Origin of the sequence: Nitrospirillum guaranorum (assembly GCF_034653275.1) — a bacterium.
GTDB lineage: Bacteria > Pseudomonadota > Alphaproteobacteria > Azospirillales > Azospirillaceae > Nitrospirillum.
Window position 1 is genome coordinate 1256080 of record NZ_JAYEES010000001.1, and the last position, 26421, is coordinate 1282500.

Annotated in this window: 14 protein-coding genes (1 of these 14 only partly in view); 9 read left to right on the forward strand and 5 right to left on the reverse strand. The window is 69.5% G+C overall.

Annotated elements, in window-relative coordinates:
- Nucleotides 1-14: 14 nt before the first annotated feature.
- On the reverse strand, nucleotides 15-557 hold the full coding sequence (locus UAJ10_RS05115) for a TetR/AcrR family transcriptional regulator (RefSeq protein WP_322914281.1): 543 nt from the start codon (nucleotides 555-557) through the stop codon (nucleotides 15-17).
- Between the two features lie 174 nt (nucleotides 558-731).
- On the opposite strand from UAJ10_RS05115, the gene UAJ10_RS05120 reads away from it, so the two are divergent.
- The 5 genes from UAJ10_RS05120 (at nucleotide 732) to UAJ10_RS05140 (ending at nucleotide 9367) form a co-directional block, all read left to right on the forward strand.
- Nucleotides 732-2039: an HlyD family secretion protein gene (locus tag UAJ10_RS05120; protein ID WP_322914282.1), complete on the forward strand. Its 1308-nt coding sequence runs from the start codon at nucleotides 732-734 to the stop codon at nucleotides 2037-2039.
- Nucleotides 2036-3619, forward strand: a complete 1584-nt coding sequence (locus UAJ10_RS05125; protein WP_322914283.1) for an MDR family MFS transporter — start codon at nucleotides 2036-2038, stop codon at nucleotides 3617-3619. The genes UAJ10_RS05120 and UAJ10_RS05125 overlap by 4 nt, the downstream gene beginning before the upstream one ends.
- A 2-nt stretch (nucleotides 3620-3621) precedes the next feature.
- Nucleotides 3622-5157, forward strand: a complete 1536-nt coding sequence (locus tag UAJ10_RS05130) for an efflux transporter outer membrane subunit (RefSeq protein WP_322914284.1) — start codon at nucleotides 3622-3624, stop codon at nucleotides 5155-5157.
- Between the two features lie 56 nt (nucleotides 5158-5213).
- Nucleotides 5214-7784: a membrane-bound PQQ-dependent dehydrogenase, glucose/quinate/shikimate family gene (locus tag UAJ10_RS05135; protein ID WP_322914285.1), complete on the forward strand. Its 2571-nt coding sequence runs from the start codon at nucleotides 5214-5216 to the stop codon at nucleotides 7782-7784.
- Between the two features lie 89 nt (nucleotides 7785-7873).
- A complete protein-coding gene (locus tag UAJ10_RS05140) occupies nucleotides 7874-9367 on the forward strand; it encodes an alpha,alpha-trehalose-phosphate synthase (UDP-forming) (RefSeq protein WP_322914286.1) in 1494 nt (497 codons plus the stop codon).
- Nucleotides 9368-9391: 24 nt separating this feature from the next.
- Here UAJ10_RS05140 and UAJ10_RS05145 read toward each other — a convergent pair whose 3' ends face one another.
- On the reverse strand, nucleotides 9392-9898 hold the full coding sequence (locus tag UAJ10_RS05145; protein ID WP_040846655.1) for a YciE/YciF ferroxidase family protein: 507 nt from the start codon (nucleotides 9896-9898) through the stop codon (nucleotides 9392-9394).
- A 144-nt stretch (nucleotides 9899-10042) separates the two neighbouring features.
- Nucleotides 10043-10492, reverse strand: coding sequence for a DUF3775 domain-containing protein (locus UAJ10_RS05150; RefSeq protein ID WP_322914287.1), 450 nt, complete (start codon nucleotides 10490-10492; stop codon nucleotides 10043-10045).
- Nucleotides 10493-10708: 216 nt separating this feature from the next.
- Between UAJ10_RS05150 and UAJ10_RS05155 the strand changes: the two genes are divergently transcribed.
- The 4 genes from UAJ10_RS05155 (at nucleotide 10709) to tehA (ending at nucleotide 16672) form a co-directional block, all read left to right on the forward strand.
- On the forward strand, nucleotides 10709-11848 hold the full coding sequence (locus UAJ10_RS05155; RefSeq protein ID WP_322914288.1) for an MFS transporter: 1140 nt from the start codon (nucleotides 10709-10711) through the stop codon (nucleotides 11846-11848).
- A 244-nt stretch (nucleotides 11849-12092) separates the two neighbouring features.
- On the forward strand, nucleotides 12093-14468 hold the full coding sequence (locus tag UAJ10_RS05160; protein WP_322914289.1) for a glycoside hydrolase family 31 protein: 2376 nt from the start codon (nucleotides 12093-12095) through the stop codon (nucleotides 14466-14468).
- 229 nt (nucleotides 14469-14697) lie between these two features.
- Entirely contained in the window at nucleotides 14698-15567 is an 870-nt protein-coding gene (gene cysE / locus UAJ10_RS05165; RefSeq protein WP_322914290.1) for a serine O-acetyltransferase, read from the forward strand.
- Nucleotides 15568-15691: 124 nt separating this feature from the next.
- Nucleotides 15692-16672 carry a dicarboxylate transporter/tellurite-resistance protein TehA gene (gene tehA, locus UAJ10_RS05170; RefSeq protein WP_322914291.1) on the forward strand — a complete coding sequence of 327 codons (981 nt, stop codon included), beginning with the start codon at nucleotides 15692-15694 and terminating at the stop codon, nucleotides 16670-16672.
- A 100-nt stretch (nucleotides 16673-16772) separates the two neighbouring features.
- Here the strand turns inward: tehA and UAJ10_RS05175 are convergent, their stop codons facing one another.
- Nucleotides 16773-22682: a hypothetical protein gene (locus UAJ10_RS05175; RefSeq protein ID WP_322914292.1), complete on the reverse strand. Its 5910-nt coding sequence runs from the start codon at nucleotides 22680-22682 to the stop codon at nucleotides 16773-16775.
- Nucleotides 22634-26421: the 3' portion of a beta strand repeat-containing protein gene (locus UAJ10_RS05180; protein WP_322914293.1), read on the reverse strand. 1363 nt of this gene lie beyond the right edge of the window; 3788 of the gene's 5151 nt are visible here — the last part of the coding sequence; its start codon lies off the right edge, out of view; the stop codon is at nucleotides 22634-22636. Before UAJ10_RS05180 ends, UAJ10_RS05175 begins: the two co-directional genes overlap by 49 nt.

Sequence of the window (26421 nt, forward strand, 5' to 3'; positions counted from 1 at the left end):
GTGGGCTGACACCCCTATCGCGGCCGCAAGCCTTCGACCAGCAGGGCCAAGGCCTCGGCCAGGGCTTGCTCCCGCGCCTCCGCCACCAGGCGGTCGGCGGCACCCACCAGCATCTTGGCCGCGCGGTGCAGGTCCGCCACCGTCAGGTCCGGCCGCACCAAGCCGGCCGCCTGCGCCGAGGCCAGCGGCGGGGCCAGCACGGCGTCCAGCAGCGTGCGCAGCCCCTGGATGAGGACGGGCCCGTCCTCATCCGCCTCCAGGCTGGCGATCAGGGGGCCGTGCAGCACGGCCTGGCGGGCGATGCGGCACAGGAAGGGGTAAAAGGCGGCCGGGTCGCCCCCGGTGCCCGCCCAATCCTGGACCAAGGCCGCCAATTGCCGCTCAAACACCGCCAGGGCCAGCGCACGGCGGTCGGCGAAGTTGCGGTAGAGCGTGGCGCGGCCCACCCCGGCCTCCGCCGCGATGGCCTCCAGCGCCACATTGTAGCCATGGCATTGGAACAGCGCCGCCGCCGCCGTGATCAACCGTTCCCGACGGTCCTGCGCATCGCGACGCACGGGGCCGCTCCTTCCCTGGGGAGATGTCTTCAACCGAAACGCCGTTGCGGCGTATCCGGTTGCACCGCCTCAAAAATTTCCCGCTGCGGCGTTTGTCACGGAACATCTGGACAGGCCTGTCCGTTTACTGCGGCCGTTCACCCAGCCGCCCCATACCCTGAGCAGGCCCGCCCCATGAGTGATGACGAGACGCCACGCAAGGACCAGCAGCCCCAGGGCGATCGTCATCAGGACGATGACAAGCGACAGGACGACAAGAAGCGGGCCGAGGACGGCGACAAGGACCGCAAGGAGGACAAGAAACCCTCCCCCCTCGCCAATCCCCGGGTGCGCATCGGCCTGATCATCGCCGCCGTGGTCGTGGTGGCCGCCCTGATCGCCTGGGGCGTCTATTACTGGACCACCGGCCAATACGAGCAGGAGACCAACGACGCCTACCTGCAGGCCGACATGGTGACCGTCGCCCCCAAGGTGGGCGGCTATGTCGAGCAGGTGCTGGTGGAGGACAACCAACTGGTGGAGCCGGGCCAGCCCCTGGTGAAGATCGACGAGCGGGAGACCAAGGCGCGCCACGACCAGGCCGTGGCCCAGGTGGCCCAGGGCAAGGCCGCCATCGTGGAATATCAGGCCCAGATCCGCCGGCAGGAGGCGGAGATCGTCCGCGCCCAGGCCCAGCTGGCCGGCGCCCGCAGCACCGCCCTCTATGCCCAGCGCCAGGTCGACCGCTACACCCCCCTGGCCGCCAGCGGCGCCCAGACGGCGGAACAGCTGGACCAGATGCGCCAGACGCGCGACCAGGCCAAGGCCGAGGCTGTCGCCGACGAGGCGCAGGTGGAAAGCGCGCGGCGCCAGATCGACGTGCTGAACGCCCAGATCCAGAGCGCCCAGGCGCAGGTGGAGCAAGCCCAGGCCCAGGTGGACCAGGCCGACGTGGATTTGCGCAGCACCCTGGTGCGCAGCAGCATCAAGGGCCGGGTGGGCGACCGCGCCGTGCGCGTCGGCCAATATGTGCAGACCGGCACGCGCCTGATGTCCATCGTGCCGCTGGAGGGCGTGTACCTGGTCGCCAACTACAAGGAGACGCAGATCGGCCTGATGCGTATCGGCCAGCCCGCCACCTTCACCGTCGACGCCGTCAGCGGCGGGGAGTTCCACGGCACCGTGGACAGCTTCGCCCCTGGTACCGGCGCCCAATTCGCCCTGCTGCCACCGCAGAACGCCACCGGCAACTTCACCAAGATCGTGCAGCGCGTGCCGGTGCGCATCCGCATCGAAGCGGGACCGGAGGCGCGCAAGGTGCTGGTGCCCGGCCTGTCGGTCATCGTCACCGTCGACACCATCGGCGCCAAGGAGGAGGAGCGCCGCATCAAGGAAGAGGCCAAGCGCACCGAGGAGCGCCGCCAGCGGGAACATGACGACGCCGTCCAGCGCAACCGGGACGCGGAGAAGAACAACCAGCCGCAGAACGGGGCCGGCAAATGAGCGCCGCCGCCGCGACAGCGGACCAGAAAGGTGGGGCGTCGAAGGCCGACAGCGGCGCCTGGCTGGCCGTGGCGGCCGGCACCATCGGCGCCCTGATGGCCACGCTGGACGTTTCCATCGTCAACGCCGCCCTGCCCCTGATCCAGGGCGAGGTGGGCGCCAGCGGCAGCGAGGGCACCTGGATTTCCACCGCCTACCTGGTGGCGGAGATCGTCATGATCGCGCTGGCCGGCTGGTTCGTTCGCCTGCTGGGCCTGCGCACCTTCCTGCTGATCGTCACCACCGGCTTCGTGTTGTCGTCCATGGCCTGCGGCATTTCCAGCAACCTGGTGCAGATGATCATCGGTCGCGTGGGCCAGGGCATGACCGGCGGCGCCATGATCCCCACCGCCATGACCATCGTCTCCACCCGCCTTCCGCCCAGCCAGCAGCCGGTGGGCATCGCCATGTTCGGCGCCACCGCCGTGCTGGGGCCCGTGCTGGGGCCGGCCATCGGCGGCTATCTGGCGGAGAATGTCAGTTGGCACTACGCCTTTTTCTTGAACCTGCCCATCGGCCTCACGCTGCTGGGCCTGCTGACGTTGGGGCTGCCTTCGGAAAAGGGCGATTGGGGCCAGTTGGCCGACGCCGATTGGCTGGGAATCCTGGGGCTGACGCTGGGCCTGGGCTGCCTGACCACCCTTCTGGAGGAGGGCCAGCGGGAGCGGTGGTTCGAATCCGACATGATCAACACCTTGGCCGGCGTCTCCATCGTCGGCTTCGTGCTGTTGATCGCGGGGCAGTTCGTGGCCCGCCGGCCGGTCATCCGCCTCAGCATCCTGGCCAGCAATCACAGCTTCGCCGCCGTCTTCGTCATGAGCCTGGTGGTGGGCGGGGCGCTGTATGGCCTGCTGTACCTGATCCCGCAGTACTTGGCCAATGTGCAAGGCTATAACCCCGAACAGTCGGGGTATATCGCCATGATCAGCGGCGTGCCCACCCTGATGCTCATGCCCTTCTTCCCTGTCGCCGTGCGCCGCATCGACGTGCGCCTGGCAGTCGCCATGGGCCTGGGGTTCTACGGTATCAGCTGCATGCTGAACAGCCACCTGACACCCGACATCGCGGGGCCGGAACTGGTGGTGCCGCAACTGCTGCGCGGGGTGGGCCAGTTCTTCTCCATGCTGTTCCTGAACCAGGCGGCGACCGCGTCGGCCGGCAAGGAGCATGCGGAGGACGCGTCCTGCCTGTTCAACGCCGCCCGCAACCTGGGTGGCTCGTTCGGCCTGGCCGTCATCTCCACCCTGCTGGACCAGCGCGACACGCTGCACATCAACCGCATCGGCGAAAGCGTCACCTACAATTCACCCGAGGGCCAGGCCTACGTCGCCCAGCTGACCCAGGCCTTCGCCAACGGCGACCTGGAGGGCGGGCGGCTGCGCGGCCTGGCGGTGTTCAGCCAACAGGTGGCCCACCAGGCCAACGTCCTGACCTTCAGCGACCTGTTCTGGCTGTTCGGCATGATCCTGTTCGGCTCCATCCCCCTGGTGCTGATGATGCGGCCGCTGCCCAAGGGCGGCGCGCCCGGCGGGGGACATTGACGATGCGGCGCCTGGCCTTCTTCCCCCTGCCCTTGTTGCTGGCCGCCGCCTGCACGGTGGGGCCCGACTATCAGGGCCCGCCCGACGTGGCGCCCCGGTCCGAGGCCGCCGGCCAGTTCCACCGCGCCGCCAGCGCCCCGGTGGACATCGCCACCCCGCCGGCGCGCTGGTGGGACGGCGTGGGCGATCCGGAACTGGCGCGCCTGGTGGATCAGGCGCTGGCCGCCAGCCCCACGCTGAAGGCGGCGCAGGCCCGCGTGCTGGAGGCGCGCGCCCTGGTGGCGCAGCAGCGCGCCGCCCTGTTCCCGCAAGGCAACGCCACCGCCCTGGCGGCCAAGGCGCGCATCCCCACCGGCGCCCTGTCCACGGCCGACAACCAGATCAACGCCGCCCTGGCGCGGGAGGCGCTGACCAACCCCGGCCTGTTCCCCGGCGGCACGCCGCCCCATGTCGACATCCCCAACCATGTGACGACGGAACTGTACAACCTGGGTTTCGACGCGCGCTGGGAACTGGATCTGTTCGGCGGGACGCGGCGGGAGGTCGAGGCGGCGGCGGCCCAGACCGACGCTGCGGCCGCCCGGGTGGAGGATGCCCAGGTGCAGCTGGCGGCGGAGGTGGGCCAGGCCTATGTCGGCCTGCGCGACGCCCAGCACCGGCTGGACCTGACCCGCGCCTCGGCGGCGGCCGAGCACCGCATGCTGGACCTGACGGCGGACAAGCGCCGCCTGGGCACGGCCACCGACGCCGATGTGGCCCGGATGGAAACCCAGGCCCGCCAGACCGATGCGCAGATCCCGCCGTTGGAAGGCCAGGTGGAACAGGCCATGGACCAGCTGGCCCTGCTGGTGGGGCAGGAGCCTGGCACCCTGGATGATGAGCTGAGGCCTTTACGCCCCCTGCCCCTGCCGCCGGCGGTCGTGCCGGTGGCCGATCCGGCCGCCCTGCTGCGCCGCCGGCCGGACATCCGCGCCGCCGAACGCCAGCTGGCCGCCAGCAATGCGGAAATCGGCCACGCCGTGGCCCAGCTGTTCCCCAGCGTCAGCCTGTTCGGCAGCATCGGCTTCGGCTCCAACAAGGTGGACACCCTGTTCCGCAGCAGCAGCCTCAGCATGATCGGCGCGCCCATGCTGAGCTGGAACGTGCTGGACTGGGGGCGGGTGCGCGCCCAGATCCGCCAAGCCAGCGCCGCCAATCAGGAGGGTCTGGCCCAGTACCAGAACACCGTGCTGCAGGCCCTGCAGGACGCGGAAAGCGGCCTGTCGCGCTATGGCCACCAGCGCGAGGCCACCTTCCAGCTGGCGGTCGCGCTGGACGTGGCCACCCGGGCCCAGCGCCTGGCCGACGCCCGCTATCGCGGCGGCACCGCCACCGCGCTGGAGGCGCTGGACGCCGAGCGCCAGCGTTTGCAGGTGGAGCAGAGCCTGGCCCAGGCACAGGCGCAAACCAGCAACGACTACATCGCCCTGCAGAAAAGCCTGGGCCTGGGCTGGCAGCCGGTGGATCCGGCGCGGTTGCCCGACCCGCCGGATTATTGAGGCGGAACCCGCCCCGCGTTGCGGCGTTTCGCGTTGACGAACGGAGATGGGACCCCATGCCTACGTCCTCGAAATCGCGCCGGTTCTCCTCCTGGCTATCGTGGCCCGGCTTGACGGGCGTCGTCGTCATCCTGCTCGGGCTGGCCCTTGCCATCCCCGGCGGCTGGCTGATCGTGGCGGGCGGCAGCTGGTACTACCTGCTGGCCGGCCTGACGCTGGTGGCGGTGGGCGTGCTGCTGGGCCTGGGCCGGTGGGAAGGCTTGTGGCTCTACGCCCTGCTGTTCCTGGCGACGGTGCTGTGGGCCTACTGGGAGGTGGGGCTGGACGGCTGGCAACTGGTGCCCCGCCTGTTGACGCCGGCCCTGCTGGGCATCTGGCTCAGCCTGCCCTGGGTGGTGCGCCCGCTGCATGGCGCGCCGCGCCCACCGGGGCCACCCGAGGACGATCCGCTGGCCACGCACAGCGTCCAGCCACGGCCCCTGACCTATCGCCCTTGGCTGGGCATGGGCGTCTATGCCCTGGCGGTGGTGGCCGTCGTGGTGCTGGGCTACCGCGTCTCCGCCCTCCGCACCGTGGACGGCAGCCCTCTGGTCGGCGGCAAGCCGGTCACGGAGCCGGCGCCCAATCCGCCGGTGCCCCAGGACGGCTGGCGGTACTATGGCCGTACCGCCGATGGCGACCGCTTCTCCCCCCTGAGCCAGATCCGGCCGGACAATGTGAGCCAGCTGGAACTGGCCTGGTATTACCGCACGGGTGACCTGCCCAGCGACTTCGAAAACAAGAACGGGCGGGAATTCAATTTCGAGGCGACGCCCATCAAGGTGAACGACACCCTTTATTTCTGCACGCCGCACCGCCAGGTCATCGCCCTGGACGCCACCGCCGGCACCGTGAAGTGGAAATACGATCCGCACAACGACACCTCGGCCAACGAATACCTGGCCTGCCGGGGCGTGGCCTATTATGAGAAGCCGGCCGAGGCGGCGCCCACCGCCCTGGGCCCCATGACGGATCCCATGGCGGCCGCCTGCCCCCGCCGCATCATCGCCACCACGGCGGACGCGCGGCTGATGGCCCTGGACGCCGACACGGGCCAGCCCTGCCCCGATTTCGGCACCAACGGCTTCGTCAGCCTGACGGACGCCATGGGGCCGGTGCCGCCTGGCTTCCATTTCATCACCTCGCAGCCGCTCGTGGTGAACAACCGCGTCATCCTGGGCGGCTGGATCTACGACAACCAGGCCAAGGGCGAACCCTCGGGCGTGGTGCGGGCCTATGATCCCGTCAGCGGCGCGTTGGCCTGGGCCTGGGACATGGGGCGGGCCGATCCGACGGCGCCGCTGAAACCGGGCGAGGTCTACACCCGGGGCACGCCCAACGGCTGGGGCACCTACACCGCCGACCCGGCGCTGGGCCTGGTCTACATCCCCCTGGGCAACGCCACGCCGGACTATTACGGCGCCGACCGCCGGCCGTTTGACGATGCCTATTCCAGCGCCCTGGTGGCCCTGGACATCGCCACGGGGCAGGAGCGCTGGCACTTCCAGACGGTGCACCACGACGTCTGGGACTTCGATCTGCCCATCGGCCCATCGCTGGTGGACGTGTCGACGCCGGACGGCGTCGTTCCCGCCCTGGTGCAGACCACCAAGATGGGGGAGCTGTACCTGCTGGACCGGCGCGATGGCCGTCCGCTGGCGCGGGTGGAGGAGAAGGCGGTGCCGGGCCAGGGCTTGCCGGGTGAGCGCCTATCCCCCACGCAGCCCTTTTCAACCGGCATGCCGTCGCTGACGCCACCGCCGTTGAAGGCCACGGACGCCTGGGGCGCCACGCCCATCGACCAGTTGCTGTGCCGGCTGGATTTCCAGCGCCGGCGCTACGACGGGCTCTACACTCCGCCCACGCTGGACCGCGGCACCATCGCCTATCCCGCCTTCGACGGCGTGGTCGATTGGCACGGCGCCAGCATCGACCCCAGCCGCCATCTGCTGATCGCCAACGCCAGCTACATCCCCTTCACCGTCGATATCCTCCCGCGTGAGGAGGCGATGAAAAAGGGCATGATCAAGCCGTGGAAAGGGTGGAGCGAGCCCTATCCCAAGCCCAAGGACTTCAGCATCGGGCCGCAGTACGGCACGCCCTACGCCGCCGTGGTCCAACCCTGGCTGGGCGCCTTTGGCGCACCCTGCCACGCCCCGCCCTGGGGCAAGCTGGTGGCCATCGACCTGCAGAGCCGAACCATCGTCTGGCAGCGCCCGCTGGGCACCACGCGGGACACCAACCTGTTCAACACGCGGACGAACCTTCCCCTGCCCACGGGCATCTTCAACATCGGCGGAAACCTGGTGACGGCCAGCGGCGTGATCTTCATCGGCGCCACGGCCGACCAGTACCTGCGCGCCTTCGACGAACACACCGGCCGGGAGCTGTGGAAGGCGCGCCTGCCGGCCGGCGGCCAGGCCAACCCCATGACCTACCAGGGCAAGGATGGGCGGCAATACGTGATCATCGCCGCCGGCGGGCATGGCGGGCTGCGCACGCGCAACGGCGACTACATCATGGCCTACGCCCTACCCACACCGGGGGCCACCGTGGTGGGTTTGGGGGACCACCCTGGAAGCCATTGAAGAACGGGACATTTTTCGCCCCGCTTGGGAACCTGCGCGCCCCCTGGATGTTGCCTTGCGTGGGCAGACATTCTATCGAGGGGGCATGCATGAAGCGCCTGGTGATCGTTTCCAACCGGGTTCCGGCCGCCGGCACGCCACAGGCCGGTGGTCTGGTCGTGGCGCTGGTCGGCCTGTTGCGCCGGCACAAGGGCCTATGGTTCGGGTGGAGCGACGCGCTGGCGGACCAGCCGGATCCGGAACCCCGCGTGGTCGACCGCCAGGGCATCAGCTGCGCCATGATCGACCTGACGCCGGATGAGCATCGCAAATACTACCTCGGTTTCGCCAACGGCGTGCTGTGGCCGCTGATGCACATCCTGCCCGGCGTGGTGAGCTTCCACCGGAACGAGCTGGAAACCTATCGCGCCGTGAACGTCCGCTTCGCCACGGCCCTGAAGGGCCTGTTGAGGAAGGACGACCTGATCTGGGTGCAGGACTATCAGCTGCTGGCCGTGCCGGCGGCCCTGCGGGACCTGAAGGTCGCCAACCCCATCGGCTTTTTCCTGCACATCCCCTTTCCGCCGCCGGCGGTGGCCGCCATCTCCGAAGGCCTGCTGGGCCTGGTGCAGGATGTGCTCGCCGCCGACCTCATCGGCTTCCAGACAGCGGCGGACGCGGAACACTTCGCCCAGACGGCGGCGCAATACGCCGGCGCCCGGCGGGTGGGTAAGTTGGCCCTCAGCCTGGGCGACCGCACCGTGCGCCTGGGCGTCTTCCCGGTGGAGATCGACGCGCGGGAGTTCGCGCGCGTGACCGACGCCGCCATGGAACGGCGCCCGGCCCAGGATCTGGCCCACAACCTGCGCGACCGCGCCCTGGTGCTGGGTGTCGACCGGCTGGACCCCAGCAAGGGCCTGGTTGAACGGCTGACCGCGTTCCGCCAGTTCCTGGCGGCCGAACCGAAGTGGCACCGCCGCGTCAGCCTGCTGCAGATCGCCGCCAAGTCGCGCGAGGGCGTCCAAGCCTACCGCAGCCTGCTGCGCGAGCTTGAAAAGATCGCCGGCGCCACCAACGGCGCCTACGCCGAACCCGACTGGACCCCGCTGAAGCTGGTGACGCAGAGCAGCACCCGCAATACCGTGGCCAGCTACATGCGGCATGCCCGCGTGGGCCTGGTCACGCCCCTGCGGGACGGCATGAACCTGGTGGCCAAGGAGTTCGTGGCCGCCCAGGACCCGGAGGATCCGGGCGTGCTGGTGCTGTCGCGCTTCGCCGGCGCCGCCACCCAGCTGGGCGCCGCCCTGCAGGTCAACCCGTATGATTCCGATCAGATCGAGGAGGCCCTGCGCCGAGCCCTGACCATGCCGCTGGCGGAACGGCGGGAACGTTGGCGCGACCTGTGGGACGTCATCAAGGACACCTCCGCCCTGGCGTGGGGCGAGGCCTTCGCCGAGGCGCTGGCCAACCGCAAGATGGCGCGGACCAAGTCGGAGCGAAGCGGAACCGACGGCACGCCTGCGAAAAAGGCCGTCCCCCGCGCCGGCGTGCGGGGAACGGCCTCCAAACGGGCGAAGGGGGTCAGCCAGGCGACGACCGGTTGATGGGGCCGGCTGACGGGCCCCCGCTTATTCCGCCGCCATGGCGTTGATGTGGGACTTGGCCAGCATGGTCAGCTTCTCGTCCGTGGCCTTTTCCTCTTCCAGGTTCTGGTGCAGCAGGGCGGCGCAGTCGTCGCGGCCCAGCAGCTTGGCCCAGGTCACCAGCGTGCCGTAGCGCGAGATCTCGTAATGCTCCACCGCCTGGCCGGCCGCGACCAAGGCGGCGTCCAGCACCTGCTTGTCGTCCACGTCGCCGGCGATGTCATCGGTCTCATCGATGATGCCGTCGATGGCGGGGCACTTCACCGCCTCCGGCTCCACGCCGTGCTGGCGGAACACCTGCTCCAGCCGCTGGATCTGGCCTTCGGTCTCCCGCAGGTGGGTCTGGAAGCCCTGCTTCAGTTCCGGGTTGGTGGCCTTTTCGATCATGTCGGGCAGCGCCTTCAGGATGCGCTTTTCCGCGTAGTAGATGTCCTTCAACTGATGAACGAACAGGTCGTTCATGGTCTCAATGTCCTTGGTGAACAAACCCATGGTGTTCCTCCTGGGGATTGGACGCGGGATGTCTTTATGATGGCCGGCGCCGCATCGGCTCGTCGGCATCGGCTGCCGGCCAGCACTCAATTCCTGAGCCCCGCCCCGGTTCCGGGATTTTTTGAATGCCGCCTTTCCCCGCCGTCACAGGCGATCCACCTCGAATTCCTCGCAAGAATGGCCCAGGGCGGCCAGGCCCTCCTCGAGGAAGTCGCCCAAGGTGGGGATGCCGATCAGGTAACGGGCGGACCTTTCCCGGTGGCGCTCGAACGCCAGGGCGCGGGCCTCGTTCCACTCGGCGGCGGTGTAGTCGCCCCGCCCGATCCAGGTGAGGGTGATCAGATCCACCACCTCATCCTCGTTCAGGGAGGTGATGGCGCCCACCAGTTCCGCCTGGGTGGGGTCGTCGTCGTAATCCTCCAGCACGCCGCGCTCACCGTCATCGGCGGGGTTGGATGCCGGGTCCGGTTCCACCGGATCGACCTTCACGTCGAATTCCCGCGCCTTGACGATGATGAAGCAGACCTTTTCCAGGCTGATGTTGAGCTCCGCCGCCGGGGTGTCGTCACCGGTGGTTTCCTGGGTATTGGACATCGTGGGGGACCCTCCGTTTTCACCGTCGGGAAAACCGGCCGCGCGGGGGCAAAGTTCCCGCCGGCGCCAAGCGCCCCCGTTTCACCCGCCCTCGCGGGCGTCAAATTCATGCTTTTGGTTTAACGATAAATCCATTAAGCGGGATTCACGACCATATGCCGTCCCCTGACCGGGACCGCGGGGTTGAACCCCCGCCTCTATTGACTGGGAACGTTCATGAGCCCCCTTTCCATTCCCGCCGGTGCCCGCCTGGCCACACGCCTCGCCTTCCTGGCCGCCGGGTTCGCCATGGCCTGCTGGGCGCCGCTGGTGCCGCTGGCCAAGGCCCGTGTCGGCACCGACGACGGGCAGTTGGGCCTGATCCTGCTGTGCCTGGGCATCGGCTCCATCCTCGCCATGCCGCTGACGGGATTTCTCAGCGCCCGCTGGGGCAGCAAACCCATGATCCTGGCCGGCGGCGTCGCCCTGGCCCTGTTGTTGCCGCTGCTGTCCGTCGCCGGCAACGTGACCACCTTGGCCGCCGCCCTGTTGGGCTTCGGCGCCGCGCTGGGCACCATTGACGTTGCCATGAACGTCCATGCGGTGGAGGTGGAGCGGGGTGCCGGCCAGCCGCTGATGTCCGGCTTCCATGCCATGTTCAGCGTCGGCGGCTTCCTCGGGTCCGGCGGCATGACCCTGTTGCTGTCCATGGGGACGGCTCCGCTGGCCGCCACGCTGCTCAGCGCCGGGCTGGTGCTGGCGGCCGTCCTGCTGGCCCTGCCCCGCCTGCTGCCGGCGCGCGGTGAACCCACGCCCCTGGTGGCGCCCCACGGCATCGTTCTGCTGTTGGCGGCGCTCGCGGCCATCTGCTTTCTGGTCGAGGGCGCCATCCTGGACTGGAGCGCGCTGCTGGTCATCGGCGCCGGTTTGGCGGACACGGCGCAGGGCGGCTTCGGCTACATGGTGTTTTCCATCGCCATGACCGTGGGCCGGCTGACGGGCGACCGCATCGTGGCGCGTTTCGGCAATCGCCGGGTGCTGGCCTGCGGCGGCGCCGGCGCCATCGTGGGACTGGCCGTGCTGCTGATTGCCCCCACGGCGGCGGTGGCCACCGCCGGCTTCCTGCTGATCGGCCTGGGCGCCTCCAACATCGTGCCGGTGCTGTTCCGCCTGGCGGGCAGCCAGACCGTGATGCCGGTGGGCCTGGCCGTCGCCGCCCTGACCACCACCGGCTATGCCGGCATCCTGGCCGGCCCGGCCGGCATCGGCTTCGTCGCGCATGCCGCCGGCCTGCCCACGGCCTTTTGGCTGCTGGCCCTGCTGATGGCCCTCGTGCCGCTGCTGGCCGGCCGCATCGCCCGGGCGGGGCACGCGTGAGCACCAACCATACCGGCGACGGGTTCCATGAGGCGGTGGTGCGGGCTCCGGGTGGCATTCCTATCGAAATCACCGTCTGAAATCCATTTCAACGGGACGTGGCATTCGGTTCCGGGCGCATTTTCCCGTCTTGGCGCCAAGGCCGCGACATGCGAGAAGGGTTTTGTATTATTAATGCCCGATAAAGCCGGCCGCCTCCCCTCGGGATGGACCACGCCCGGCATCCGGAGGGGATGGTCGCAAGATGCTGAGTTCGAGAAAAAGGAAGCCGTTCCCACGGGCGGCGCTGGCCGGTTTCGTGTCTGCCCTGGCCCTGACGGCCGCCCTGGCGACGACGGCGAAGGCCGACCCCATCGCGGTGCTGGACCGCTACGGCGCCTACGTCTCGGTGGAAGGCTATGGCGCCAACGTGGTGCGCGTCACCATCGCCACCGAGAAGGACCAGGCGCTGAAGGGCCCCGGCTACGGCCTGTTGCCCGGCGCCGTGGACAACGGCGGCTTCCACCGGACCAGCGACCAGGGCGGCGACAGCTTCGCCTCCAGCGCGCTGACCCTGCATGTCGACGCCGCCAAGGCGCCGCGCGTGCCCTCCACCATGGAGAAGTATTTCGCGCCGCAGCTGCCGCCCGTCACCCTGCAGGTGAAGAACGCGCGGGGTGAGGTCGTGCTTGCCATGGACGGCTGGTCCATGGCACCCCACACCGTGGCCGGTGAGAAGACCTACCAGGTGGGTGCCAGCTTCAAGTCGCCGGCGGACGAGCATTACTACGGCATGGGCCAGAACCAGCAGTCGGTCGGTCCGCTGGACCTGCGCGGCCGCACCCTGGACTGCAAGCACTGGTACGACGCGCCCGGCGGCGAGACCGTGTGCGTGCCCGTGCTGGTCAGTTCCAAGGGCTACGCCATCGTCTGGGACAACCCGGCGGAGACGGTGCTGAACGCCGGCATCAACGGCGCCACCTCCCTCACCTCCACCGTGGGGGAGCGGGTCAGCTTCTTCGTCATCACCGGCGACACGCCCGCCGACATCTACGGCGCCTATGCCCGCCTGACCGGCAGGACGCCCATTCCGCCCAAGGCCGCCTTCGGCCTGATCCAGTCCAAGGCGCGGTACGACAGCCAGGATGAGATCCTGCGCGTGGCCAAGACCTACCGGCAGAAGAAGTACCCGCTGGATATCATGGTCATCGACTGGTTCTACTGGACCCGCATGGGCCAGCTGGACATCAACCCGGCGGAGTTCCCCAACCCCGACGCCATGAACCAGGACCTGCACGCCATGGGCATGCAGTCCATCATCTCCATCTGGCCGCGTTTCGAAACCTCGGGCCGCTATTTCAATGAGCTGGACGCCAAGGGCTATCTGCTGAAGGACGAGGACGGCAAGAGCGTGGACGGCCTGCCCTTCCGCTCCGACCGCACGGGCGGCCTGATCGACGTGACCAACCCCGCCGCCCGCAAGTGGTTCTGGGAACACGCCCGCGACAACGTGCTGAGTCACGGCTTCGACTATCCCTGGCTGGATGAGACGGAGCCGGACCTGGTGCCGGACGGCTTCTTCTATTCCATCGGTTCCGGCGACCGGTACCACAACCTCTTCCCACTGCTGCATGTGGAGGAGGCGTCGCAGGGCCTGCGGGCCTGGCGGCCCAACCGCCGGCCGCTGATCCTGTCGCGCGCGGCCTACCTGGGCGCCCAGCGCACCGGCGCCCTGTTCTGGTCGTCGGACATCAGCCCGCAGTGGGAGGTGCTGGCCCGCCAGATACCCACCGGCCTGAACATGACGGCCTCGGGCATCGCCTATTGGGGCAACGACATCGGCGGCTGGCAGTACCTGCCGCAAACCACCAGCTATACCGGCACGCCCCTGGTCAGCCCGGCGGGCGCGGAGGAGACGGTGGGCCAGAACCACGACTATCCGGAACTGATGGTCCGCTGGTTCCAGTACGGCACCTTCCTGCCCACCCTGCGCCTGCACGGCGACCGCAAGCACACGGAGATCTGGGCCTTCGGTCCGGAGGCGGAGGCCATCATGGCCCGCTACGACACGCTGCGCTATGCCCTGGTGCCCTACCTCTACGCCCAGGCCAAGGCCACCCACGATACCGGCGTGCCGTTCATGCGGGCCTTGTGGATGGACTTCCCCCACGACCCCGCGGTGGCGAACATCGGCACCGAGTACATGTTCGGCCCGGCCTTCCTGGTGGCGCCGGTGACGGAGCCGGGCCAGACGCGCAAGCAGGTGTACCTGCCGGCCGGGACCGACTGGTACAACTACTGGACCAACGAGAAGCTGGCCGGCGGCCAGTGGGTGACCGTGGCGTCCCCCATCGACCAGATCCCCCTGTTCGTGCGCGCGGGTTCCATCGTGCCCATGGGATCCGCCGTGCAGTCCACGGCGGAGAAGCAGAAGATTGTGGCGTTGAAGGTTTATCCCGGCCGCGACGCCAGCTTCACCGTCTACGACGACGACGGCCTGAGCCTGGACTATGAGAAGGGCAAGGGCGGTGCCACGGCCACCCTGCGCTGGGACGACGCATCGGGCAAGCTGACGGCCGACGGCGCGCGCGAGCCCTTCGCCAAGGCCCCGGCCGAGCTGGTGCAGGTCATGGGCCGCTAGCCGGCCCTTGTGAGGTGCGGGTCATGGGCCGCCAGGCCCCTGTGACACGCGTCATTTTACACAAGAAACGGCCGCGATAGTGTCGCGGCTGTTTCCATTTCATGAGGCGGGCTCAAGGAACCGCGACGGTCGCTTGAGCATTGTCAAATTGTTGACGCCCCGGCGGGGGCTTTATAGCTTCCGAGCGCAGCCTTCGCTGGCGCATGGACGCGTGGGCGGAGGGATGGCGATGCCGGTGCTTGGGGGACGGTTGGCTTTGGTGCGCCGTGAAAAAGCAGCAGCCCAGCTGACCGGCGACGGTCTGTGGGATCGCATCCGGACCGAGGCGGAGGACGCGCTAGCCGGCGCGCCCATGCTGGCGCCCCTGTTCCTGGATTCCATCATCAACCAATCCTCGTTCGAGACCGCGCTGTTCCACCGCATCGCGGCGCGCCTGAAGAACGACGTGGTGTCGCAGCCCCTGATCGTCGACACCTTCAACCAGGCGGCGGCCGACGACACCACCCTGGCGGCGGCCCTGCGCGCCGACATCGCCGCCGTGCTGGACCGAGACCCGGCCTGCGACCGACTGATCGAGCCCTTCCTCTATTTCAAGGGCTTCCACGCCATCCAGACCCACCGGTTGGCGCACTGGCTGTGGATCAACGGGGCGCGGGACTTCGCGCTGTACCTGCAAAGCCGCTCGTCCGAAGTGTTCCAGACCGACATCCACCCGGCGGCCACCATCGGCCAAGGCGTCTTCCTCGACCACGCGACCGGCCTGGTGGTGGGCGAGACGGCGGTCATCGAGGATGACGTGTCGCTGCTGCAGGACGTGACCCTGGGCGGCACCGGCAAGAACACGACCGACCGCCATCCCAAGGTGCGCAAGGGCACCATCATCGGCGCCGGCGCCAAGATCCTGGGCAATATCGAGATCGGCGCCTATACGCGGGTGGCCGCCGGCTCCGTGGTGCTGCGACCGACGGAGCCCTATTCCACCGTCGCCGGCATTCCGGCCAAGGTGGTGAAGGTGGACGAGGCGGGTCGGCAGGCGGCCCAGCAGCTGGACCAGGTGCTGAGCGACCTCGCCTACACGTCCTTCAACTACTCCATTTAGGCAAGCATTCCATTTAGGGTCCCCGCCAACTTCGTTGCGGGGCTTGAGCGCCGCCTTGACGGGCGCGGCAATTCGGCCAGGCTATTTGCCCGGCGACTGCCGCCCGACCTGTCAAGGAGCCCCCATGAGCACCCGCCCCTTCCTGCCTCCCGTACCGGCCGCCTTCTTCGGCATCGTGCTGGGCCTGACCGGCCTGGGCGCCAGCTGGCGGGCGGCCCATGACGCCTGGGGCCTGCCGGCGGCAGTGGGCGAGGCGCTGATGGCCGCGGGCGCGGCCGTGTGGGCCGTCGTGCTGCTGCTGTACATCGCGAAATGGATCAACCACCGCGCGGCCGCCGTGGCGGAGGTCGAGCACCCCGTCCAGTGCTGCTTCATCGGCCTGGCCGGCGTCGCCACCATGCTGGTGGCGGGCGGCGCCTTGCCCCATTCACGGCCCCTGGCCCTGGTGCTGTACGCCCTGGGCGCCGCCTTCACCCTGCTGTTCGCGGTGTGGAGGACGGGCGGGCTGTGGCAGGGTGGCCGCGATCCCGCCACCACCACGGCCGTGTTGTACCTGCCCACGGTGGCGGGCAGCTTCGTCGCCGGCATCATGGCGGCGGCCCTGGGCTATAGGGAGGCGGGACAGATGGCCTTCGGCGCCGGCTTCTTCGGCTGGCTGGCCATCGAATCCGTGCTACTGCACCGCCTGCTGACCGCGCCGGCCCTGGCCCCCGCCCTGCGCCCGACCCTGGGCGTGCAGTTGGCGCCGCCGGTGGTGGGGGCGGTCGCCCTGATCAGCGTGGCGCCGGACCTGCCGGCCCTGTTCCCCCGCATGCTGGTCGGCTATGGCCTGTTGCAGGCGCTGGTGCTGCTGCGCCTGCTGCCCTGGATTTTGCAGGAGGCCTTCACCCCCGCCTTCTGGGCCTTCACCTTCGGCGCCACCGCCCTGGCCACCACCCCGGTGCGCATGGCGGCGCGGGGCGATACCGGCGTCCTGGCGCAGCTGGCCCCGGCACTGTTCCTGCTGGCCAATGTGGTGGTGGGCGTGGTGGCCGTCGGCACCGTCTACCGCGCCCTGCAAGGCCGGCTGCTGCCCCCGCCGCCCGTGCCGGCCACGCCGCGCTGAACCATCCCGCGCCCGTCCCCCGCCGGCCCTCGAGATCGGGGGGAATGGATGGCCTTAAGGGAAGACCAAGGCGGGCGGCGCCCCGGCCTTCCCTCCCCCGTCAGAACGCCCAGCTGGCGCGCAGGACGCCGGCATGGCTTTGGTAGTCGCTGCGCAGTTCGCCGCTGTATTCCAGGCGCAGGCTGACGCCGTCGCCCTTGGCCAGGGTGGCGCCCAGGCCGATGGCGACGCCGTCGGCGCTGACCCGGCCGGTGGTACTGGCGAAGCTGACGCCGCCCAGGGCGCTGGTGGTCGTCACCGGGCCATTCAGGTAGTCGTGCACCCACGCCACCTTCAGGTCCGGCATCAGCTTGCCGATGCCCGTGTTCAAGGCCGTGTCCAGCTTGAAGCCCAATTCCTGGGTCAGGCTGTTGGTGGTCATGGCGGCCACATCCAGATCGGCCACCCCGGCGTCATGCTCGCTGTAGGCATGGTTGGTCAGGCGGGCGGCCTGCAGGCTCCACTGCGGCGTCAGGGTGAAGCCATTGCGATCCGGCATGGCGTAACCCACCGTCACCTTGCCCAGGTACTGCTCCCCGCCGTAGTTGGCGTTGGCGCGGGCGCCCAGGAAGTCGATGGTCCGGCGCTGGTCGTAGTGGTTGTAGCCGAACGCCACCTGGCCCTCGACCGACAACCGCTGCTCCGCGAAGGCCGGGCGCCAGACGCTGTAGGCGGTCAGCTGATAGCTGCCCACCCGCGTCAGGCTGCCGGCCGTCACCCCCTGCCCCACGGCGGCGCTGTTCAGCCAGCTGAACGCCAGGCCGGCCATGACCTCGGGATCGGCGTACCAGTCCGCCCCCAGCACCAGACCGGCGCTGCTGGCGCGGTAGCCCGCGGCGTCCGTGGCGTTGGCGCGCAACGCGCCGCCGCCCAGCACCTCGCCCCACAGCACGCCGCCCATCGTGCCGTCACCGGCCGAGGCCCCCTTGCCGCCGTAACTGTCCATCAGCCCCGCCACCGTCTGCTGGTGCTGGCTGATGGCCGTGGTGGTGGGGGTGACCAGGCTGGTGGTCAGCTGCGGTGTCAGCTGGTTGGGCGCCAGTTGGGCCACCGCCACCTGCTTGGCCGTACCGGTCAGGGTGGACAGGGGCGCCAGCACCGCCGTCTGCACGGCCGCCGCGGCCGAGCCGCCGCTGGCCGCGATGACGTCCAGCGCGGCGCCGGTGCCCACCGCCGCACCGCCCTGCGCCACGCCCACGGCGGTGTAGTTTGTGGTGGCCGGCGTCGTCGTGCCGCCACCCGTGGAACCGCCACCCGACGACCCGGTGCCGGAAGAGCCTGTGCCGGACGACCCATTGCCGGAGGCGCCATTCCCCGAGGAGCCGTTGCCTGAAGAGCCGTTGCCTGAGGAGCCATCACCGGACGAACCGCCGTTCGTCCCCGGGCCCTCGCCGGAACCGGTGGTGCCGGTACTGGCGGTGTTCAGGGTCAGCACCAACTCGGTCTTGCCGCCGCTGGTGATGGTGCTGCTGGTCACCGTGTAGCCGGCCGCCGTCAGCACCAGGTTGCTGGTGGACAGGCCGCTGCCGGCGGTGGCGATGGTGTAGCTGCCGGCGGCCAGGGCGCCGCTGGTGGCCTTCAGCGTCACCGACCCGCCCGTCAGGCTGGCGCTGCCGCTGATCACCAGGTTGCCGTAGTTGCTGGTGGACGTCACGCCGATCACCAGGTTGCCCGCCGTCTGGCTGTAGCTGCCGGTGATGTTGATGGCGCTGTTCACCAGCAGGGTGGCCCCGCTGTTGACCACGCTGTGGTTGCCCACGCTGATGTTGTCGTTCAGCAGCAGCGTGCCGGAGACGAAGCGCAGGTTGGCCAGGTTGTTGGTGATGGTGCCCCGGCTGCCACCCTGGCCCGTCAGGGTGCCCGGGGCCGCGTCCGTCCCGCCGCTGATGGCCAGGTCGTTGGCCGACAGGTTGGTGATGTTGCCCGCGATGACACCCGTGTTGGCCAGACCGCCCAGCGTGCCAGTGCTGGCGATGTACAGCGCCGTGGCGCCGCCCGTGGTGTTGGTCAGCGTGCCGGTGACGGCCAGGCTGGCGAGCGTGCCGCCGATATAATCGTTGGCGGCCACGGCCAGCAGGTTGGTGCCGCTGACGCTGCCGGTGGCGTCCAGGCCGATGAGGCCGCTGGTGACGGTGGCGCCGGCGTAGCTGGACCCCGCACCGCCCTGGATCAGGGTGACGCTGTCGCCCACAAGGTAGTTGGCGACGGGGGCCAGGCCGGCATTGACGGTGCCGCCCGTGAGGCTGGCCGCCCCGCTGACGCTCAGCGTATGGCCGGACAGGGCCAGGGTGCCGGACGACTGGCCGTAGTCGCCGGTCACCGCCACGTTCCGGGCCAGCGACAGGTTGGCACCGGCGTTGGTGACCGTGTGGCCGGTGACGTCGATGTCGTCACCCAGGCTGAGGTCACCGGCCGCGAACACCAGGTTGCTGCTGGTGTTGGTGATGGTGCCGCCGGTGAAGACACCCACCGTGCCGCCGCTGCCGCCGCTGATGGTCAGATCACCCGCCGACAGGTTGGTGACGTTGCCGACGATGGCGCCGGTATTGGCCAGGGTGCCCAGCGTGCCGGTGGCGGCGATGTACAGAGCCGTGGCGCCGCCGGCGGTGTTGGTCAGCGTCCCGGTGACGGCCAGGCTGGCCAGGGTGCCGCCGATATAGTCGTTGGACGCCACCGCCAGCAGGCTGGTGCCGCTGACACTGCCGCTGGCGTCCAGGCCCGCCACGCCGCTGGTGACCACGGCGCCGGTGTAGCTGGAGCCCGCCCCACCCTGGATCAGGGTGGCGCTGTCGCCCACCAGGTAGTTGCCGCTAACGGACAGGCCGGCATTGACCACCCCGCCGGTGACCTTGGCGGCACCGCTGACGCCCAGCACGTGGCCGTCCACCGACAGCGTGCCGCCGCTCTGGCTGAATTTGCCGGTGACACCGACATCGCCGGCCAGCGCGATGACGGCGCCGGTATTGGCAACCGTGTGGCCGGTCACGTCGATGGCGTCACCCAGGCTGACGGCACCCGAGGCGAAGGTGAGGTTGCTCAGGCTGTTGCGGATGGTGCCGCCGGTGAAGCTGCCCACCGTGCCGCCGCCATTTACGCCCACTGGGCCGCCCACCACCGCCAGGTCGTTGGCGCTGTTGTTCACCACGTTGCCGATAAGGGCGCCGGTGTTGACCAGCGTGCCCAGGGACCCGGCGGCGGCGATGTTCACCGCCGTGGCGGCGTGGATGGTGCCGCTGTTGGTCAGGGTGCCCAGGGTGCCGCCGACATAGTCGCTGACCAGGGTCAGCACCAGGTCGGTGGCGCCGCCGTTGGCGGATGTGCCCAGCGTGGCGCTGAAGCCGTCGGCCGCGGCCCTCAGGCCGATGGCCGACAGGCTGCCGCCGGCCGCGACGATGGTGTAGCTGTCGCCGGCGATCAGGTTCATGCCGTCCGTGGCCGTGACGGCCACGGTGCCGCCGGTCAGGCTGGCATTGCCGCTGACGACCAGTTCACCGGCGCCGCCGGCGCCCAGGACGGCGGTCAACGTGCCGGCCGACTGGCTGTAGTTGCCGGTGAGGCCGACCACGCTGGTCAACACGACGGACGCGCCGCTGTTCACCAGGGTGTGGCTGCCGACGTTCACCGCGTCGTCCAGGGCCACGGTGCCGGAGGCCAGCACCACGTTCGCGGCCGTGCTGGTGATGGTGCCGCCGGTCAGCGTGCCCACGACGCCGCCCGTGCCGCCGGTGATGACCAGGGCGGTGGCACCGTCGTTCACCACGTTGCCGATGATGGCGCCGGTGTTCGCCACCACGCCGATGGTGCCGCTGTTCCGCAGGGCGGTGGCGCCGGCCAGGACGCCGCTGTTGACCAGGGTGTCGATGGTGCCGTGGTTGTAGACACCCAGGTTGGCGCTGGTGATGGTGCCGGCGTTGCTCAACACGCCGATGGTGCCGTGGTTGTACACGCCCGTGGCGGAGCCGGTAATGACGCCGCCGCCGTCGTTGGACAGGGTGCCCAGCGTCCCTTTGTTCAGGACGCCGGCATAGCCGCCGGTGACGCTGCCGCTGTTGGCCAGGCTGCCGATGGAACCACTGCTGTAGATGCCGGCATAGGTGCCGCCCGCGATGGTGCCGCTGTTCAACAGCGTGCCGATGGCGGCCTCGTTGTAGAGGCCCGCCGTGCCGCCGGTCATGGCTCCGCTGTTGTCCAGCACGCCCAGGGTCCCGCCGGAATTGTACAGGGCGCCCCAATGCCCCGCGACGGTGCCGGTGTTGGCCAGCGTGCCCAGGATCCCGTCGTTGGCGATGCCATTCGCGCCGGCGCCGGTGATCAGGCCCTGGTTCACCAGGGTCCCCAGCGTGCCGTGGTTGGTGGCGCCGGTGGACCCGCCGGAAATGGTGCCGGCGTTGGTCAGCCAGCCCAGCGTGCCGCCCCCGGCGACGGCCACGCCATAGATATTGCCCATCAGGGTGCCGGTGTTGGACAGGGCCGCCAGGGTGCCGGTGGGTGCCACCTGCACCGCCGTGACGGCGCTGACCGCCCCCGTGTTCACCAGGGTGCCATAGTCGCCGCCGATATAGTCGGCATCCACCGTCAGCACCAGGTCGGTGACCGAGCCGCTGGTGAGCGTGGTCAGGACGCCGTTGCGCGCCGTGACGCCGGTGGCGGTCAGGGTACCGGCCTCCACCACGGTGTAGCGGTCGCCGGCGATGGCGTTGCTGCCCGACTGGACGGCGACCGTGCCGCCGGTCAGGCTGGCGGTGCCGCTGACCACCAGCTGACCGGCGGCGTCGGTGTCGATGACGGCGGTCAGGGTGCCGCCCGTCTGGCTGTAGTTGCCGGCGACGGTGACGATGTTGCTCAGCAGAAGGTTGGCGCCGCTGTTCACCAGCGTGCCGGTGCCCAGTTTCACCGCGTCGTTCAGCAGCACGTTGCCCGACACCATCACCACGTTGGCCAGCGTGCTGAGGATGGTGCCCTGGCTGCCCGGGGCATAGCCGGTGAAGGTGCCCACGGTGTCGAAGTTGCCGCCCGCGATGGTCAGGGCGGATGTCGAGGCGTTGAGGATGGTGCCGGCGAAGGTGCCGCTGTTGGTCACCAGGCCAATGGTGCCGCCGTCGTTGTAAAGGGCGATCGGGCCGCTGATCAGGCCGCTGTTCGCCACGGTGCCGATGGCGCTGGCGTTCCACACGCCGGTGATGCCACCGGTCAGCGTGCCGCCGTTGTCGATCCGGCCGATGGTGCCACCATGGTCGTTGGCAACCGCCGCCAGCGAGGCATCGGTGATGGTGCCGCTGTTGGACAGCGTGCCGATGGTGCCGCCATCGTTGTAGACGCCGGCATAAGTGCCGCCGGCGATGGTGCCGCTGTTCCGCACCGTACCGATGGTGCCGCTGTTGTTGTAGACCGCCACGATGCCGCCGGACAGGGTACCCGTGTTGTCCACCAGGCCCAGGCTGCCCTGGTTGTCGACGCCCAAGCGGGTGCCCGCCAGGGTCCCGCTGTTGGATAGGGTACCCAGGGTGCCGCTGGTACCCACCGCCACCGCGGTGGTGGACTGGATCAGGCCGGCGCTGCCGAGGCTGCCGTAGGTGCCGCCGATATAGTCACCGCTCATGGTCAGGACCAGGCCGGTGACCGACCCGCTGGTGGCCGTGGACAGGCTGCCGTTGATGCCGGTCACGCCGCCGACGGACAAGGTGCCGGCCTCCACCACGGTGACGGTGTCGCCCGCCAGCACATTGGCACCGTCGTGCTGGATGCCCAGGGTGCCGCCGGTCAGGCTGGCCGACCCGCTGACCTCCAGGCCGCCGCCGTCGGCCGCCGCCAGCAAGGTGCCGGCCGTCTGGTGGAAATCGCCCGCGACGGTGACGATGCTGACCAGCGTGACCGAGGCGCCGGCATTGACCAGCGCGCCCGAGGCCAGGTTGACCGCGTCGTTCAGCAGCATCTTGCCCGACGCCAGCACCACGTCGCCGCCATTGGGCATGGAGATGGTGCCCTGCGCCCGGCATAGCCGGTCAGGGTGCCCACCGTGTTTCCGCTGCCGCCGATGATGGTCAGGCCGGCGCCAGCAGTGTTGGCGTCGATGATGTTGCCGGCGATGATGCCGCTGTTGACCAGCCGCCCCAGCCTGCCCTCATTGTCGATGGCCCAGCTGACGGCGCTGATGGTGCCGCTGTTCAGCAGGGTGCCGATGCTGTCCGCGTTGTAGAGGCCCCAGTTGCCGCCGGCGATGCTGCCGGTGTTGGCCAGTGTGCCGATCGTCCCGTTGCTGAACAGGGCGGTGAAGGCGCCGCTGATCACCCCGGCGTTGGACAGCCGGCCAACGCTGCCGACATTGCTGATGCCGATGTGGTCGGCGGCGATGGCGCTGTCGTTCACCAGCGTACCGATGACGCCGGCGTTGTTGATGCCCCCGCCGCCCCGGATGCTGCCGCTGTTGCCCAGGCTGCCGATCGTGCCGCCGATGGTGTTGACGATGCCATAGGACGTGGCAGCGATGGCGCCGCTGTTCAGCAACGCGCCGATGCCGCCGCTGCTGACGACACCGGTGCGGCCGCTGATCGTGCCGGCGTTGCTGAGCACGGCGATGGTGCCACCCAGGTTCGCAATGCCCACCTGGGTGGCGGCGATCAGGCCGCCGGCGCCGTTGGCCAGGCTGCCGATGCCGCCCTGGTTCAGCACGCCATGGGCGCTGCCCGCCAGTGTGCCGCTGTTGGACAGGGTGCCCAGGGTGCCGGTGGCGGCCACGGCCAAGGCCGTGGTGGCGTTGACGGTGCCGGCGTTGCCCAGGCTGCCGTAGACGGTGCCGATATAGTCCCCGGTCTGGATCAGCACCAGGTCCTGCAGCCCGCCGTGGGCGACGGTGCCGTAGGTGGCGTTGCCGGCCCACAGGCCGCTGGCCACCAGGGTGCCGGCCTCGACGATGGTATGGGTGTCACCCGCCAGCAGGTTGATGGCGCCGGTCAGCCCGGCCGCCGTGGCGATGCCGCCGGTGATGCTGGCCGTGCCGGTGACCACCAGGGCGCCGCTGCCCGCGCTCAGCGCCAGGGTGCCGCCCGTCTGGCGGTAGTTGCCGGTGACGGTCACGCCGGTCACCGTCAGGCCCGCACCGCTGTTCACCAGCGTCTGGCCGCCCAGGTGGACCGCGTCATTCAGCAGGATGTTGCCCGAGGCCAGCACCACGCCGGCGACGGTGCTGGTGATGGTGCCCTGGCCGCCCGCCGCGTAGCCGGTGAAGGTGCCCGTGGCGGCGCCGGTGCCGCCGGTGATGGTCAGCGCGCCGGCACCGGTGTTGAGGATGTTGCCGGCGACCACGCCGCTGTTGGATAGCAGGCCGATCTGACCGGCGTTGGCGAGGGCGGCGTTGGCGCCGGTGACGGTGCCGCTGTTGGACAGCGTGCCCAGAATGCCGGTGTTGTAGATGCCGATAAGGTCGCCGGCGATGGTACCGCGGTTGGCCAGCGTCCCGATGGTGCCGCCATAGGCGTAGACGCCCGCGGTGTGGCCGGTGATGGTGCCGGCGGTGCCATTGAGCAGCGTGCCGATGGTGGCGGTGTTGAGCACGCCGCCCATGCCACTGCCGCCTATGCTGCCGCCGTTGGCCAGCAGGCCGATGGCGCCGCCGTTGCCGACACCGGCCTCGCCGGCGATGGCGCCGGTGTTCGACAGCGTGCCGATGACACCGCCGGTATTGTTGTAGACGGCGTTGACGCCGGACAGGGTTCCACCGTTGGACAGCGTGCCGATGCTGCCGGTGCTGTAGACGGCGGCCCCGCCGCCGCTGATCAGGCCGGTGTTGTCCAGCCAGACTATGGTGGCGGTGTTCTTGATGGCGTAGCGGCTGTTTCCGGTGGTGCCGGTGATGGTCCCGTCGTTCCGCAGCGCGCCGATGATCCCGGCGTTGATGATGCCAGATTTGCCGCCGATGCTGCCGCCGTTCGACAGGCTGCCCAGGCTGCCGCCGCCGCCGTTGTAAACGCCGGTGGAACCGCCCGAGACCACGCCACCGTTGACCAGCGCGCCGATCGCGCCGGCGTTCCACACACCGATGGCGGAGCGTCCGCCGACACCCGCCAGGGTGCCGGCGTTGTTCAGCGTGCCAATGCTGCCGCCCGCACCCCGGTTGTAGACCGCGACGCTGTTGCCAGAAATGACGCCACCGGCTTCGTTGACCAGCGTGCCGATGGTGCCGGCGTTGTCGACGCCGCGCAGCGTGCCGGCGATAATGCCCCCGCCACTGTTGGTCAGCAGCCCCAGGGTGGCGGAAACGGTGTTGTTGATGCCATCCACCGTGCCGCGGATCGTGCCGCTGTTGGCCAGGGTGCCGATGGTGCCGGCGCTCCACACGCCGGTCTGGTTCACGCCGTTGATGGTGCCGCTGTTGGTCAGCGTGCCCAGGGTGCCGGTGGCGGCCACGATCACCGCCGTGGTGGCGCTCAGCTGGCCGGTGACGCCCAGGCTGCCGTAGACGGTGCCGATGTAATCGCCCGTCCGCACCAGCACCAGGTCTTGGAAGTTGCCGTTCGTGACGGTGCCATAGGCCGCGTTGCTGGCGGTCAGGCCGGTGGTGACCAGGGTCCCCGCCTCCACGATGGTGGCGCTGGCCCCGGCGAGCACGTTGACGGCGCCGCTGGCGGCGGGGGCGTCGGCCGCGCCCAGCAGGCCGCCGGAAATGCTGGCCGTGCCGGTGACCAGCAGGGCGCCGCTGCCGGCCCCCACCACCAGCGTGCCGCCCGTCTGGCTGTAGTTACCGATGATGGTCGCGCCCGTCACCGTCAGGCCGGCGCCGTTGTTGACCAGCGTCTGGGTGTTCAGGTTGACCACGTCGTTCAGCAGGATGGTGCCGGACGCCAGCACGACGTTGGCGATGGTGCTGGTGATGAGGCCTTGGCTGCCGGCGCGGCCCGTGAAGGTGCCCACCGTCCCAGCGCTGCCCCCGGCGATGGTCAGCGCGCTGGCGCTGACGATGTCGCCGGCGATGGTACCGGCATTGATCAGGCGGGTGATCGTACCGGTGTTGGAGAGGGCCTTGTTGGAACCGGCGATACTACCGCTGTTGACCAGGGTGCCGATGGTGCCGGTGTTGTTGACGCCGATGCTGCCGTCGATGGTGCCGCCGTTGGCCAGCAGGGTGAGACGGCTGGTGTTGACCACGCCGTTGAAGACACCGGAAATGAGGCTGTTGTTGGTCAGGGTGCCGATGGTGCTGAGGTTGTAAACGCCCACATGGGCGCTGGTGATCACCCCGTTGTTGACCAGGGTGCCGATGGTGCCGCCGAAGACATAGACGCCGGCGCTGCCGCTGCTGGAGGCGCCGTTCGAAATGGTGCCGTTGTTCACCAAGGTGCCCAGGACACCGTTGTTCATGACGCCGCCGGCGCCACTACCGGCCAGAAGGCCGGTGTTGGTCAGCAGGGTCATCGTGCCGCCGTTGGCGATGCCCTCCCCGCCGGTGATGCTGCCGGAATTCGACAGCGTGCCGATGATGCCGCCGGTGAAGTTGTAGACCGCGTTGCTGGCGTTCATGCCGCCGCTGTTGGACAGGCTGCCGATGCTGCCGCTGTTGAAGACGGCCGCATTGCCGCCGGTGATGGTGCCGCTGTTGTCCAGCCGGACTATGGTGGCGGCGTTCTTGATGGCGTAGCGGTTGCTGCCCAGGGAACCGGTGATGGTGCCGTCGTTGCGCAGCACGGTGACGAGGCCGGCGTTGGTGATGGCGAACT

Bases quoted from the DNA above. Each gene is read 5' to 3' on its own strand.
- UAJ10_RS05135 (WP_322914285.1), top strand. From the start codon at position 5,214: ATGCCTACGTCCTCGAAATCGCGCCGGTTCTCCTCCTGGCTATCGTGG.
- UAJ10_RS05155 (WP_322914288.1), top strand. From the start codon at position 10,709: ATGAGCCCCCTTTCCATTCCCGCCGGTGCCCGCCTGGCCACACGCCTC.
- cysE (WP_322914290.1), top strand. From the start codon at position 14,698: ATGCCGGTGCTTGGGGGACGGTTGGCTTTGGTGCGCCGTGAAAAAGCA.
- UAJ10_RS05175 (WP_322914292.1), bottom strand. From the start codon at position 22,682: ATGCCCAATGGCGGCGACGTGGTGCTGGCGTCGGGCAAGATGCTGCTG.
- UAJ10_RS05140 (WP_322914286.1), top strand. From the start codon at position 7,874: ATGAAGCGCCTGGTGATCGTTTCCAACCGGGTTCCGGCCGCCGGCACG.
- UAJ10_RS05130 (WP_322914284.1), top strand. From the start codon at position 3,622: ATGCGGCGCCTGGCCTTCTTCCCCCTGCCCTTGTTGCTGGCCGCCGCC.
- UAJ10_RS05160 (WP_322914289.1), top strand. From the start codon at position 12,093: ATGCTGAGTTCGAGAAAAAGGAAGCCGTTCCCACGGGCGGCGCTGGCC.
- UAJ10_RS05125 (WP_322914283.1), top strand. From the start codon at position 2,036: ATGAGCGCCGCCGCCGCGACAGCGGACCAGAAAGGTGGGGCGTCGAAG.
- UAJ10_RS05145 (WP_040846655.1), bottom strand. From the start codon at position 9,898: ATGGGTTTGTTCACCAAGGACATTGAGACCATGAACGACCTGTTCGTT.
- UAJ10_RS05120 (WP_322914282.1), top strand. From the start codon at position 732: ATGAGTGATGACGAGACGCCACGCAAGGACCAGCAGCCCCAGGGCGAT.
- UAJ10_RS05150 (WP_322914287.1), bottom strand. From the start codon at position 10,492: ATGTCCAATACCCAGGAAACCACCGGTGACGACACCCCGGCGGCGGAG.
- tehA (WP_322914291.1), top strand. From the start codon at position 15,692: ATGAGCACCCGCCCCTTCCTGCCTCCCGTACCGGCCGCCTTCTTCGGC.